This is a genomic window from Streptomyces tropicalis (assembly GCF_029269835.1).
Lineage (GTDB): Bacteria > Actinomycetota > Actinomycetes > Streptomycetales > Streptomycetaceae > Streptomyces > Streptomyces tropicalis.
The window spans coordinates 603,918-617,877 of the sequence record NZ_JARJBB010000001.1; the positions used below are offsets into that span (position 1 = coordinate 603,918).

The 13,960-nt window shown below is 74.1% G+C and carries 9 protein-coding genes; 5 read left to right on the plus strand and 4 right to left on the minus strand.

All coding sequences use genetic code 11. From position 1 onward, the window contains the following. Positions 1-57 precede the first annotated feature (57 nt). A complete protein-coding gene (pepN, locus tag P3H78_RS02690; protein ID WP_276107073.1) occupies positions 58-2,643 on the plus strand; it encodes an aminopeptidase N in 2,586 nt (861 codons plus the stop codon). A 218-nt stretch (positions 2,644-2,861) separates the two neighbouring features. Next, the gene (locus P3H78_RS02695) at positions 2,862-3,911 is read left to right on the plus strand and encodes a hypothetical protein (RefSeq protein ID WP_276107074.1); all 1,050 of its coding nucleotides are present in this window, start codon (positions 2,862-2,864) and stop codon (positions 3,909-3,911) included. 17 nt (positions 3,912-3,928) lie between these two features. On the opposite strand, the gene P3H78_RS02700 is transcribed toward P3H78_RS02695, so the two are convergent. Together P3H78_RS02700 and P3H78_RS02705 are read right to left on the minus strand one after the other, a co-directional pair. Further along, complete coding sequence (locus tag P3H78_RS02700; RefSeq protein WP_276107075.1) at positions 3,929-5,692, minus strand: TIGR03767 family metallophosphoesterase; 1,764 nt, start codon at positions 5,690-5,692, stop codon at positions 3,929-3,931. Between the two features lie 281 nt (positions 5,693-5,973). Further along, entirely contained in the window at positions 5,974-6,423 is a 450-nt protein-coding gene (locus tag P3H78_RS02705) for an NUDIX hydrolase (protein WP_276107076.1), read from the minus strand. A 339-nt stretch (positions 6,424-6,762) separates the two neighbouring features. On the opposite strand from P3H78_RS02705, the gene P3H78_RS02710 reads away from it, so the two are divergent. Together P3H78_RS02710 and pepN (P3H78_RS02715) are read left to right on the plus strand one after the other, a co-directional pair. Then, positions 6,763-7,779 (plus strand): aspartate-semialdehyde dehydrogenase, encoded by a 1,017-nt coding sequence (locus tag P3H78_RS02710; protein ID WP_276107077.1) that lies wholly within the window; start codon positions 6,763-6,765, stop codon positions 7,777-7,779. 207 nt (positions 7,780-7,986) lie between these two features. Beyond that, positions 7,987-10,566: an aminopeptidase N gene (gene pepN, locus P3H78_RS02715; RefSeq protein WP_276107078.1), complete on the plus strand. Its 2,580-nt coding sequence runs from the start codon at positions 7,987-7,989 to the stop codon at positions 10,564-10,566. 205 nt (positions 10,567-10,771) lie between these two features. Here pepN (P3H78_RS02715) and P3H78_RS02720 read toward each other — a convergent pair whose 3' ends face one another. After that, positions 10,772-11,542 (minus strand): SDR family NAD(P)-dependent oxidoreductase, encoded by a 771-nt coding sequence (locus tag P3H78_RS02720; protein ID WP_276107079.1) that lies wholly within the window; start codon positions 11,540-11,542, stop codon positions 10,772-10,774. 162 nt (positions 11,543-11,704) lie between these two features. After that, entirely contained in the window at positions 11,705-13,180 is a 1,476-nt protein-coding gene (locus tag P3H78_RS02725) for an FAD-dependent monooxygenase (protein WP_276107080.1), read from the minus strand. Positions 13,181-13,311: 131 nt separating this feature from the next. Between P3H78_RS02725 and P3H78_RS02730 the strand changes: the two genes are divergently transcribed. Further along, positions 13,312-13,902: a TetR/AcrR family transcriptional regulator gene (locus tag P3H78_RS02730; protein WP_276107081.1), complete on the plus strand. Its 591-nt coding sequence runs from the start codon at positions 13,312-13,314 to the stop codon at positions 13,900-13,902. Positions 13,903-13,960: the final 58 nt, after the last annotated feature.

The window sequence follows — 13,960 nt, forward strand, 5'->3', positions numbered from 1 at the left end:
GGATCGGTGCCGATCTGTCGTGTCCGACATCCGAGACGTATCGAGGGAGTACCACCCGTGCCCGGTGAGAACCTGTCCCGCGACGAGGCCCGGGAGCGGGCCGCCCTGCTGTCGGTCGAGAGCTACGACGTCTCTCTCGACGTGCGCTCCGCGACGGGCGAGCATGCCGAGGGCGAGAGCGGGCCGCGGACCTTCCGCTCGGTGACCACGATCCGCTTCCGCTGCGCCGAGCCCGGCGCCTCCTCCTTCGCGGACCTCGTCGCGCCGACCGTCACCGCGGTCTCGCTCAACGGGCTCGACCTCGACCCGGCCGAGGTCTTCGACGGCACGCGGATCCGCCTGGAGGACCTGGCCGCCGACAACGAACTGGTCGTCGACGCCCGGTGCGCCTACTCGCGCACCGGCGAGGGCCTGCACCGCTTCGTCGACCCCGAGGACGGCGAGGTCTACCTCTACACCCAGTACGAGCCGGCCGACTCCCGCCGGGTCTTCGCCAACTTCGAGCAGCCGGACCTCAAGGCCCCGTTCCGCTTCGAGGTGCGCGCGCCCGAGGAGTGGACGGTGTGGAGCAACGGCGCGGGCGAACTCCACGACGGCCTGTGGCGGTTCGCCGAGACCAAGCCGATCTCGACGTACATCACCTGCGTGGTCGCCGGGCCGTACCACTACGTGACGGACTCCTACGAGCGGACCCTCGCGGACGGGACGCGGCTGGAGATCCCGCTGGGCGCGCTGTGCCGCAAGGGCCTGGCGAAGCACTTCGACGCCGACGACGTCTTCCTCGTCACCCGGCAGGGCCTGGACTTCTTCCACGACCACTTCGACTTCCCGTACCCCTTCGGCAAGTACGACCAGGCGTTCGTGCCGGAGTACAACCTCGGCGCCATGGAGAACCCGGGCCTGGTGACCTTCCGGGAGGAGTACATCTTCCGCGGGAAGGTGACGCGGGCGTCCTACGAGAGCCGGGCCAACGTGGTGCTGCACGAGATGGCGCACATGTGGTTCGGCGACCTGGTCACCATGGAGTGGTGGGACGACCTGTGGCTGAAGGAGTCCTTCGCCGACTTCATGGGCGCGTTCTCGCTGGTCGGCGCGACCCGCTTCACCGACGGCTGGATCACCTTCGCCAACCGGCGCAAGGCGTGGGCCTACCGCGCCGACCAGCTGCCCTCGACCCACCCGGTCACGGCCGACATCCGGGATCTGCAGGACGCCAAGCTCAACTTCGACGGCATCACCTACGCCAAGGGCGCCTCCGTCCTCAAGCAGCTGGTGGCCTACGTCGGGCAGGACGCCTTCCTGGAGGGCGCCCGGCGCTACTTCAAGCGGCACGCCTACGGCAACACCCGGCTCGGCGACCTGCTGGCGGTGCTGGAGGAGACCGGCGGCCGGGACATGGCCGCGTGGGCGCGCTCCTGGCTGCAGACCGCCGGGGTCAACTCGCTGACCCCGCAGGTGCTGCTGGACGCGGCGGGCCGCGTCGAGGAGCTGGCGGTCGTCCAGGAGGCGGCCGAGTCGCACCCGGAGCTGCGGCCCCACCGGGTCGCGGTGGGCCTGTACCGGCGCACGGCGGACGGAGCCCTCACCCGGTACGCGCGGACCGAGGTGGACGTCGCCGGGCCGCGGACGGTGGTGGCGGAGCTGGCGGGCGCCGAGGCGCCGGAGCTGGTGCTGGTCAACGACGACGACCTGACGTACTGCAAGATCCGCTTCGACACGACCTCGCTGGCGACCCTGCGGGCGCACCTCGGCGACCTGACCGACCCGCTGGCCCGCGCCCTGTGCTGGTCGGCGCTGTGGAACCTGACCCGGGACGCGCTGCTGCCCGCGCGGGACTTCCTCGACCTGGTGCTGCGCTGCGCGGGCCGCGAGTCCGACATCGGCGTGCTGCAGATGCTGCACGCGTGGGCGGATGCGGCGCTGGTCCACTACGTCGCACCCGACTGGCGGGAGACCGGGGAGCGCCTGGTCGCCGAGGGCGCGCTGCGGGAGCTGCGGCAGGCCGGGCCCGGCAGCGAGCACCAGCTGGCCTGGGCGCGCTTCTTCGCGTCGGTGGCCTCGGCCCCGGACGAACTGGAGCTGCTGCGGGGGCTGCTGGACGGGACGGAGGAGATCCCCGGACTGGCCGTCGACCAGGAGCTGCGCTGGGCGTTCCTGGAGCCGCTGGCGGTGCACGGGGCCGCGGACGACAAGGTGCTCGCCGAGGAGCTGGCCCGGGACGACACCGCCTCCGGCAAGCGCCACCAGGTGCGCTGCCTGGCGGCGCGGCCCGCGGCCGCCGTCAAGGCGCAGGCGTGGGCGCAGGTGGTGGAGTCCGACGCCCTGTCGAACGCGCTGGTCGAGGCGACCATCGCGGGCTTCCAGCAGCCCTCGCAGCGGGAGCTGCTCGACCCGTACGCGGAGCGGTACTTCGCGGCGATCGAGCGGGTCTGGGCGGAGCGGTCGATCCAGATCGGGATGGACGTGGTGCGCGGGCTGTTCCCCTCGCTGCGGCACTCCCCCCGGACGCTGGCCGAGGCCGACGCCTGGCTCGCCGCGCACGAGGACGCGCCGCCCGCCCTGCGCCGGCTGGTGCTGGAGGCGCGGGACGACCTGGCGCGGGCGCTGCGTGCACAGGAGTGCGACGCGGCGGCCGGACGGTAGCCGCCCGCACCTCCCCACCCGGATCCATGGCCAAGGCCCGGGCCCCGGGTGACCGTTACGAAATACAGCCATGATGCGCCGTAACCCCTGGCCCTCCGCGGACGGACCAGGGGTTTTCGGCATCCGAACACCCGTCCTTTAGTGCGGGCTTGTCTGGATTTGTCGACGGGCGTGTAACAGCGGTTCGCGGGGGTCCCGAGGGCGGGAAAGTCCCGTTCATGAACCACAACACCCCGCTCTCCCCCCGCACCCTCCACCACCTCGGCGAGGTCCACCGCCAGGTGCTGACGGCCGCTCAGCTCCGCGCCCAGGGGTTCTCCGCGGCCGAGACGAGCGAGCGGTGCCGCCCCGGCGGCCGCTGGCAGCAGGTCCTTCCCGGCGTCTTCCTGCTCCACCCCGGACCGCCCACCGGCGAGGAGCTGCTGCACGCGGTGCTGAAGTACGCCGCCCGCACCCCGCAGGCACGCACCACCCCGGGGGTGCCGTCCCAGCCGACCGCCCAGCGGCCGTACCGGCCGGCGTACGCGGAGGTGATGGTCACCGGGCTCGCCGCGCTGACCCTGCACGGCTTCTCCACCGCGCCCGCCCTGCTGTCGCTGGAGCGGATCGACGTCCTGGTGCCGCGGCTGCGCCGGCTGCGGTCGGCGGGCTGCGCGCGGATCGTCCGCACCGCCGACCTGCCCGCGCCCGCGACGGTCACGGGCCTGCCGGTGGCGCCGGTCCCGCGCGCCCTCGCGGACGCGGTGGCCGGGCTCCCGGACGCGGAGGCGGTACGGCGGCTGCTGACGGAGGCGGTGCGCGGCGGGCACTGCGAACCGGCGGCGGTGGTACGGGAACTGACGGAGGCACGGCTGCTGAACCTGCCGCACATCGTGGACGCGGTGGACTCGCTGCTGGCCGAGGGCCGGTCGGTCGCGGAGGACCGGCTGTACCGGATGGTGCGGGAGCACGGGCTGCCGGACCCGGTGTGGAACGTGGACCTGCGGCTGCCCGGCGGCCCCCACCTGGGCGGCCTGGACGCCTACTGGCCGGAGCAGGCCGTCGCGGTGGAGCTGGACACCCGGGCGCCCCGCCAGGACGAGGACGCCGCGGGGTCGGAGTACGCGCGCAAGCGCGAGCACCTGGAGCGCCTGGGCATCACGGTCGTGCACATGTCCCCGCGCAGGCTGCGGGACACGATGGAGCAGCAGGCGGCGGTGGTGCGCACCGCCCTGATGGCGTCCGCCGACCGCGATCCGGCCGCGTATGTCGTGGTGCTGCCCCGGTAGTGGCGGAGCGGGGCGGTTCAGCCCTTCTTCAGCAGCAGCTCGGTGTTGCGGTCCCCGGGGCCGCCCGCGAGCGAGGGGTTCGCGCCGGGCGCGTTGAAGGCGAGTTCGCGGTAGAGGGCGGCGAGTCCGGTCTGGCTCAGGTCGGCGAAGTCCGTACGGTGCGGCGCGGCGGACTCGACGAGGGTGGTGAACACCGACAGGGTGCCGTCACCGTTGTCCACCAGCTCCACGATCCGCGCCAGGTGGGGGTGGTCGATGTGGGAGGCGGTGGAGATCTCCCAGAAGGAGCGGCCGCCGGACGTCCGGTGCGGGGTGACCACGTTCTTGTGGATGTGGCCGTTCACCCAGGCGAGCACGTTCGGGTGGCGGCCCAGCACGGCGAGGACCTCGGCGCCGTCGTGCCGGCGCTCGCCGGGGCGGGCCGGGTCGGGGCGGGTGTTCTTCATCGTCGTGCTGGTGTGGTGGCTGAACACCACCACGTGCGCGTCCTTGTGGTCGCTCAGGGTGCGGTCCAGCCAGTCCAGCTGGGCGGTGCCGATCGAGCCTTCGAAGTGGCCGCCGGGGTCGGTGGTGTCGAGGCTGACGCCGATCACGTCGTCGGCGATGCGGAAGCTGTAGTACTGCGTGCCCGCGTCCAGGTTGGCGGAGGAGTAGCCGTGCCCGACCGGTCCGTGGCCGGCGTGCGCGGGGTCCAGGTGGGCCCGGAGGTAGTCGGCGGGCGTGTACGGGGCCCGGCTCGCGTCCGGGGTGACCGACCGCATGTCCCGGGCGTGGGCCTTGAGCAGGTCGCGGAAGCCGGTGCCCCTCGGGTCCGTGCCGTTCGCGATGGCGCTCTGGAGCTTCTTCGCCTCGGCCGCCGGCAGCGTCATCAGCTTCTTCCCGCCCCGCGCGTACTCGGCGAGGTACGGGTCGCCGTGCGCGTAGCAGCCGAGCGGCAGGGCGTCGTGGTTGCCGACGGTTGAGTACCAGGGCAGGTTCAGGCCGGGGCTGCGGACCTCGCGCAACGCGGCCGCGAGGAAGCCGTGGAGCTGGGGGAAACCGGACTGCTTGTCGGCGTCGCGCAGGGGCGAGTCGGGCTGCCAGTACAGCTTCAGGCCGCTGTTCTGGACGCCCTCGTAGTGGTGCGGGTCGCCGGTGTTCGCGGCGAAGCGGCCGCCGCTCATGATCTTCATGAACCACTCCAGTTCGGAGTGGGCGTTGTTGTCGGTGTTGTCGCCGGTGGTCATCACGAAGTGCAGCGGGGCGCCGGTGACGGGGGCGCCCCGCAGTGCGTTGACCCGCTCCACCAGCGAGATCGCGCCGTGCACGGTGAGCGCCTCCTGCGGGCGCCAGGCGTGCCGGTCCGCGGAGCGCAGGAACTCCAGGCGCAGCGGGTGCTGGGTGTCCATCAGGTGCATGTCGGTGAACTGCACGAACGCGGCGAGTGCCGTGCGCCGGGCCGCGCGGCCGGGCTTGGCCGCGGCCAGTTCGGAGCGCACCACGCGCGACCAGCCCGGGCCGTCGCCGAGCCTGCGGTAGCCGGTGCCGCCGTGCGGCGCGGCGACCGTCGCGAGGGTCGTGCCCCTGGTGTACGGGGCGGGCGGGGCCGCGGGCGCCGCCCGGCGCGAGGACGCGACCGGCGCCTCGGCGCCCGCGCCGGGCGCGCGGGTGGCGGCCGCGCTGTCGGTGGGCCGCAGGGCGTAGCCGACGCCCGCGGAGACGGACGCCGCGCCGGCGGCGGCGAGGAGGGTGCGGCGGTTGACCCCCAGCGCGGGGGTGGTGACAGAACGTGTGCGCGGCATGGCGCGGTCTCCCCGGGTGCGAACGCGGCGGCAGTGGTCGCGGGGCGGCCGCTGGCGCGGACGTCCCGCTCTCCTGGGATGGTTGGCACCGGGGGTGACCTGTGCGTGAACGCGGCGGCAACGCGCGGCGCCGATCACGGTACGTGGACCTGCGGCCACCTTGCGCGTCCTCGCCCGCTCGCCGGCCGGTCCGGAACCGGTCACGCCCCGTTCATCTCGCGGAGCGGGGAGGGGCTCGCGGGGGCCGGAGCCGGGGGCCCGACTCGGGACGGGGGCGGGGGTCAGGTGGCGGCGGGGCCCGGGGCGGGGTGGGTGCGCCACAGGGCGAGGGCGGTGTCGATCAGCGGAACCCGGTGCAGCGCGGGGACCTCCTCGAGCGGGTGCCAGGCCCCGAGGTCCGTCGTGCCGCCGACCTCGGGGCGCAGCTCGCCGCCGGTGATCCGGCCCGTGTACAGCAGGCGCACGGCGTGATGGTCGCGCCGGCGGCCGAAACCCCGGGGAAGGCGGAGGCGGACGGAGTCCACGCCGAGCAGGGCGGCCACCTCGATGCGGTAGCCGGTCTCCTCCCCCACCTCCCGCAGCACCGTGTCGTGGGGGTCCTCGCCGTGCTCCATACCGCCGCCCGGCAGCGTCCACTCGGGGTCGCCGTGGCCGTCGCGGCCGCGGGCGAGCAGCAGGCGTCCGTCGCGGACGCACACGGCGTAGGCCGCCACCCTCAAGGTCTGGCGCACACCGCGACGCTAGCCCGTGCGGGCGGGCCGCACCCGCAGGTCCGGGCAACCGGGCACCCGCCCTCCGCTTCCGAGGGATGCGTCACATCGCCGTATGCGGCGCCGGGAGGGGGGCAGGGGCCCCGGCAGCACAGCTTGCGGTCGCGGGAGCCGGGCGGGCGTTTTCCTGCGGCCCGGGCGCGGCGCGCACCGCAGAACCGCAACCGCGGCGCGGTACGGGTCGTCCCAGCCCTCGGGCAGGCCGTGCAAAGAATTGGACACCCGGACCGGGGTCGGCCGCATGATGGTAGGGCCCGGGTCCGGCACTCGGGCACGTACGCGACACAGTAGGGAGACACCGTGAGGGTCGGAATCGTCGGAGCCACCGGTCAGGTCGGCACGGTCATGCGCAGGATCCTCACGGAGCGCGACTTCCCGGTCACCGAGCTGCGGCTGTTCGCCTCGGCCCGCTCGGCGGGCTCGGTCCTCGACGGGGTGACGGTCGAGGACGCCTCCACCGCGGACTACTCCGGCCTGGACATCGTGCTGTTCTCCGCGGGCGGCGCGACCTCGAAGGCGCTCGCCGAGAAGGTCGCCGCCCAGGGCGCCGTCGTGATCGACAACTCCTCCGCCTGGCGACGGGACCCGGACGTGCCCCTGGTGGTGTCCGAGGTGAACCCGCACGCGATCGTGAACCGGCCCAAGGGCATCATCGCCAACCCGAACTGCACCACCATGGCCGCGATGCCGGTGCTGAAGCCGCTGCACGCGGAGGCGGGGCTCGAGGCGCTGGTCGTCGCCACCTACCAGGCGGTGTCGGGCTCGGGTCTCGCGGGCGTGGCGGAGCTGCACGGCCAGGCCCAGAAGGTGGTCGCCGACGCCGACCGGCTCACCCACGACGGCGAGGCCGTGGAGTTCCCCGAGCCGGGCGTCTACAAGCGCCCCATCGCCTTCAACGTGCTCCCGCTCGCCGGCAGCATCGTCGACGACGGGCTGAACGAGACCGACGAGGAGCAGAAGCTCCGCAACGAGTCCCGCAAGATCCTGGAGATCCCGGACCTGAAGGTCTCCGGCACCTGTGTGCGCGTCCCCGTCTTCTCCGGGCACTCCCTCCAGGTCAACGCCCGCTTCGCGCGGCCGCTGTCCCCGGAGCGCGCGACCGAGCTGCTGGCGGGCGCCCCGGGCGTGGTCCTCTCCGACATCCCGACCCCGCTGCAGGCGGCCGGCAAGGACCCGTCGTTCGTGGGCCGCATCCGCCGCGACGAGACCGTGGAGAACGGCCTGGCGCTCTTCCTCTCGGGCGACAACCTGCGCAAGGGCGCGGCCCTGAACGCCGTGCAGATCGCCGAGCTGGTGGCGGCGGAGCTGCGCAGCTGACCCGGCTCCTCCGCGGGGACCCGCCCTCCCCGCACCCGACGGCCCGGACGTGGACGCGTGCCACGGACGGGCCGTCCTGCGTTCCGGGGATCGCGCGGGTCCGGGCCGTCCTGCGGGTCCGGGGCACCGCCGGGATCCGGACATCGCCTTGGACGGACATGACGTGGAAGGATGGCGCAACCCACACATTCACGAGGAGATGACCGCGTGCCTGGCACAAACCTGACTCGCGAAGAGGCGCAGCACAGGGCGAAGCTGCTCACCGTTGACTCGTACGAGATCGATCTCGACCTCTCGGGAGCGCAGGAGGGCGGCACCTACCGGTCCGTGACCACCGTGCGCTTCGACGTCGCCGGCGACGGCGGCGAGTCCTTCATCGACCTGGTGGCGCCCGCCGTCCACGAGGTCACGCTCAACGGTGACGCGCTCGACCCCGCCGCGGTCTTCGCGGACTCGCGGATCGCCCTGCCGGGCCTCCTGCCGGGCCGCAACGTCCTGCGGGTCGTGGCCGACTGCGCGTACACCAACACCGGCGAGGGCCTGCACCGCTTCGTCGACCCGGTCGACGACCAGGCCTACCTCTACACCCAGTTCGAGGTGCCGGACGCCCGCCGCGTCTTCGCGTCCTTCGAGCAGCCGGACCTGAAGGCCACCTTCCAGTTCACCGTGCGCGCCCCCGAGGGCTGGACCGTCGTGTCCAACTCGCCCACGCCGGAGCCGCAGGACAACGTCTGGGCCTTCGCGCCGACGCCGCGGATCTCGACGTACATCACCGCGCTGATCGCGGGCCCGTACCACGCCGTGCACAGCGTGTACGAGAAGGACGGGCAGAGCGTGCCGCTCGGCATCTACTGCCGCCCCTCGCTCGCCGAGTACCTCGACTCGGACGCGATCTTCGAGGTCACCCGGCAGGGCTTCGACTGGTTCCAGGAGAAGTTCGACTACGCGTACCCGTTCGAGAAGTACGACCAGCTCTTCGTGCCGGAGTTCAACGCGGGCGCGATGGAGAACGCGGGCGCGGTGACCATCCGGGACCAGTACGTGTTCCGCTCGAAGGTGACCGACGCGGCCTACGAGATGCGCGCCGAGACGATCCTGCACGAGCTGGCGCACATGTGGTTCGGCGACCTGGTCACCATGGAGTGGTGGAACGACCTGTGGCTGAACGAGTCGTTCGCCACGTACACGTCCATCGCCTGCCAGGCGCACGCGCCGGGCTCCCGCTGGCCGCACGCCTGGACCACCTTCGCGAACTCGATGAAGACGTGGGCCTACCGCCAGGACCAGCTGCCGTCCACCCACCCGATCATGGCGGAGATCGGGGACCTGGACGACGTCCTGGTCAACTTCGACGGCATCACGTACGCCAAGGGCGCCAGCGTGCTCAAGCAGCTCGTCGCGTACGTCGGGCAGGACGAGTTCTTCCAGGGCGTGCAGGCGTACTTCAAGCGCCACGCGTTCGGCAACACCCGCCTGACCGACCTGCTGACCGCGCTGGAGGAGACCTCGGGCCGCGACCTGAAGACCTGGTCGCGCGCGTGGCTGGAGACGGCGGGCATCAACGTCCTGCGGCCGGAGATCGAGACCGACGCCGACGGCGTCATCACCTCCTTCGCCGTGCGCCAGGAGGCCCCCGCGCTGCCGGCCGGCGCGCAGGGCGAGCCCACGCTGCGCCCGCACCGCATCGCCGTCGGCCTGTACACGCGCGACGCGGCGAGCGGGCGGCTGGTGCGCGGCGAGCGCGTCGAGCTGGACGTGGACGGCGAGCTGACCGCCGTGCCGCAGCTGACCGGCAAGCACCGCGGGGACGTCGTCCTGCTCAACGACGACGACCTGTCGTACGCCAAGGTCCGGCTGGACGAGCAGTCGCTCGCCTTCGTCACCGAGCACCTCGGCGACTTCGAGGAGTCGCTGCCGCGCGCCCTGTGCTGGGCGTCCGCCTGGGACATGACCCGCGACGGCGAACTCGCCACCCGCGACTACCTCTCCCTGGCGCTGTCCGGCATCGCCCGCGAGTCGGACATCGGCGTGGTGCAGTCCCTGCACCGCCAGGTCAAGCTGGCCGTCGACCTGTACGCCGACCCGGCCGCGCGCGAGGCCCTGCTCACCCGCTGGACCGACGCCACGCTCGCGCACCTGCGCACCGCCGCGCCGGGCAGCGACCACCAGCTGGCGTGGGCGCGCGCCTTCGCGGCGACGGCCCGGACGCCGGAGCAGCTGGACCTGCTGGAGGCCCTGCTCGACGGCTCCCAGACGGTCGAGGGCCTGGCCGTGGACACGGAGCTGCGCTGGGCGTTCGTGGAGCGGCTGGCGTCCGTGGGCCGCTTCGACGAGGCGGAGATCGCGACCGAGTACGAGCGCGACCGGACCGCCGCGGGCGAGCGCCACGCGGCCACCGCCCGTGCCGCCCGCCCGACGGCGGAGGCCAAGGCGGAGGCGTGGGCGTCGGTCGTCGAGTCCGACAAGCTGCCCAACGCCGTGCAGGAGGCCGTGATCGGCGGCTTCGTGCAGACGGACCAGCGCGAGCTGCTGGCTCCCTACGTGGAGCGGTACTTCGCGAGCGTCAAGGACGTCTGGGGCGCGCGCTCGCACGAGATGGCCCAGCAGATCGCGGTCGGTCTCTTCCCGACCGTCCAGGTGTCCGAGGACACCCTGCGCCGTACGGACGAGTGGCTGGCCTCCGCGGAGCCGAACGCGGCCCTGCGCCGGCTGGTCTCGGAGTCCCGCTCGGGCGTCGAGCGCGCGCTGCGCGCCCAGGCGGCGGACGCGGCGGCGGCCGGGGCGTGACCCGAGCCGGGCCCGCGGGCCCGGCTCGATGAAGCCCTGGGGGGCGCCCGGCGACCGGCCGGGCGCCCCCTTCGCCGTACGGCGCGCCCACGTGCGGCGGGTCCGCGTGCGGCGGGTCCGCGTGCGGCGGCGGACGGGGGCGTCCGGGGGCGCGGGGCGTACGTGCGGGCGCGTCAGGGAGCGTGGGTGCGGGTCCCGCGTGCGGTCAGCGGGGGACCATGCCGCCGGTGACGTTGACGAAGGTGCCGGTGATGCCGGCGGCGCGGTCGGAGGCGAGGAAGACGGCCGTGGCCGCGATCTCCGCGAGGGTCGGGTTGCGGCGGGTCATGCGCATCCCGGCGAGCCCGGCGAGCACGGCGTCGAGGTCCACCTCGGCCATGGCCGGGTCGACCGCGGCGAGCTTGTCCCGGGTGAGCGTCTCGGGCACCCCGGCCGCCCACATCCCGACGGCCCGCACACCGCTCGGGCCCAGCTCCGTCGCCAGGTTCCGCACCAGGGCGTCGGCGGCCGCGTCGGCGGGACCGGTGCCGCCCATCATCGGACTGCCGTGGGCCGAACCGCTGTTGAGGGCCAGGATCACGCCGGAACCGCGGGCGGCCATGCGGCGGCCGGCGGCGCGGGCGGTGAGGAAGGCGGAGCGGGTGCCGTTCAGGACCGGGCGCAGGAAGTCGTCGACGGACAGCTCCGTCAGCGGGGCGCCCTGCACGTCTCCCCGGGTGACCAGGTTGAACGAGACGTCGATGTCCCCGATGCCCGCCACGTGCTTCTCCACCGCGGCCTCGTCGAGGGCGTCGACCACGGCCGGCTCCGCCTGTCCGCCGGCCCCCTCGATGTCCCGGGCCACCGCCTCCAGCGTCGCCCGGGTCCGTCCCGCGAGGTGCACCCGGGCGCCCTCGCGGGCGAAGGCACGGGCGACGGCGCCGCCGATGGCCCCGCCGGCTCCGTAGACGACGGCGGTCCTGTCGGTGAGCAGCATGGTGGTCTCCTGGAGGTCGGTGAAGCCGGCCGGTCATGGCGGGGACGTCGACGTCCCGTACCTGAAGACTGGCCTCGGCCGCCGTACTCATCGCGTACGGGGCCCGTTCTCGTCGGTCCGCGGCGCGTTCCCGTCCGTGCCGCGCCGGCCGGGCGGGCCGGCTCAGCCCAGGTGGGTGTCGAGGGCGGCCTCGACGGCGGCCGGGTCGGCGGAGTCGGCGGCCCAGGCGACGTAGCCGTCGGGGCGGACCAGCACCGTCGTGCGGCGGCCGCTCGCCCAGCGGGCCGCGGTCAGCCGCCCGGCGCGGTCCGGCCGGACGTCGTGGGATCGCGGGCCGATCAGCACGAACCGCCCGCCGCGCAGGGCCTCGTAGAGCCGGCCGCCGCCCGCGAGCGCGACGTCGGGGACGCGGGTGCCGGCGAGGCGGTGGGCGCCGCGGGGGGCCGGGTACCGGTAGCCGAGGCCGGTGATCCGGCCGATCATCGCACGGCGGACGGGGGAGGCCCCGGCCAGGAGGGTGACGAGCCCGGCCCGCAGCGCCAGCGTCACCGGGTTCGCGGCCATCGCCAGGCGGATGATGCCGCCGCTGCTGCGGAGCACCGACCTGCCCACGGGGTGGCGTTCGTCCTGGTAGGTGTCGAGCAGCGCGTCCGGGGCGTGCCCGCGGGCGACCTGGGCGAGCTTCCAGCCGAGGTTGGCGGCGTCCTGCAGGCCGGTGTTCATGCCCTGGCCGCCGGCCGGACTGTGGACGTGGGCGGCGTCCCCGGCGAGGAGCACCCGGCCGACGCGGTAGGCGGGCGCCTGGCGTTCGTCGCTGTGGAAGCGGGACATCCAGCGCGCGTCGTGCATGCCGAAGTCGCGGCCGAGGGCGAGCCGGGTGATCTCCCTGACCTCGTCGAGGCCGACCGGTTCCCGCTCGGACGCCTCGTGGCCGCGGCGCCAGCCGATGACCCGGTGGTAGCCGTCGCCGAAGGGCGCGAGGAAGGCGAAGGCCCCGCGGACGGCGTTGACGGTGAGCAGGGTCTCCGGCGGCTCGGCGAGCCGCACGTCCGCGAGGACCACGGAGCGGATCACCGAACGGCCCGGGAAGGGCAGCCCGATCGCCCGGCGCACCGCGCTGCGCATCCCGTCCGTACCGACGACGTACCCGGCACGCAGCGAGTCGGGACGGCCGCCGGGCCCGCGGAGGCCGAGCGTCACACCGTCCGCGTCCTGGGTCAGCCCGGTCACCTCGGTCTCGTGGCGGAGGTCCACGCCGGCCTTGATCGCGCGCCGCAGCAGGACCTCCTCGACCTCGTACTGCGGGAGGACCAGGACGTGCCGGAAGCGGGAGGGCAGCGCGGTGAGGTCCAGGAAGGAACCACCGAAGAGCTCGAGCCGGCCGAGGGGACGGCCGACGGACTCCAGGTCGTCGGCGAGGCCGCGGGCGTCGAGCTGTTCGAGGCTGCGGGCGTGCAGGACGAAGGCGCGGGAGAGGTTGCTGATCCCCTGCGGCCGCTTCTCGACGAGGGTGACGGGGACGCCGGCGGCGGCGAGGTCGCCGGCCAGGAGCAGGCCGGTGGGTCCGGCGCCGACGACGGTCACGGACGCCGGGTCGGGGGCGTGGGCGGGGGTGGAGCTGCCGGTGATGCCGGTCATGGGAAGCCTCCTGACAAGCCGACGCACGCTGGCCAACACCTGTTGACCAACACTCGTTGACCAACGTAGACCCGCTCCGGCGGAGATGTCAACGCTTGTTGGCCTACGCATGTTGGCCTACGGTTGTAGGCATGCTGGATTCCGCCCCGGGGGCCACTCCCGGCCCCTCCCGCCGCTCCTCCGACGCCACGCGCGCCGCCATCCTCGACGCGGCACGGGCCCGCTTCGCCGCCGACGGCTACGACCGCGCCACCATCCGGGCCATCGCCCGGGACGCGTCCATCGACCCGTCGATGGTCATGCGGTACTTCGGCAACAAGGAGGCCCTGTTCGCCACGGCCGTCGCGGTCGACCTGCGGCTGCCGGACATCGCGGCGCTGCCCCGCGAGGAGGTCGGCCGGGCGCTGGTGGCGCACTTCCTCGGCCTGTGGGAGGACAACGGGGAGCTGACCGCAATGCTGCGGGTGGGGGTGACCAACCCGGTGGGGGCGGAGCGGATGCGGTCGGTGTTCCGGGACCAGCTGCTCCCGGTCACCCGGCTGGTGTGCCCGGACCCCGAGCAGGTCCCGACGCGCAGCGCCCTGTGCGCGGCACAGCTGCTCGGGCTGGCGCTGACCCGGTACGTCCTGCGGCTGCCCCCGGCGGTGGAACTGGCCCCCGAGGAGGTCGTGGCCTGGCTGGGCCCCACACTCCAGAGGTACCTGACGGCACCGAGCCCGTGAGCCGGGGGCGGTGCGGGCGGCACGGGGCGACGCGGGCGCGCCGGGTGACACGGACGGC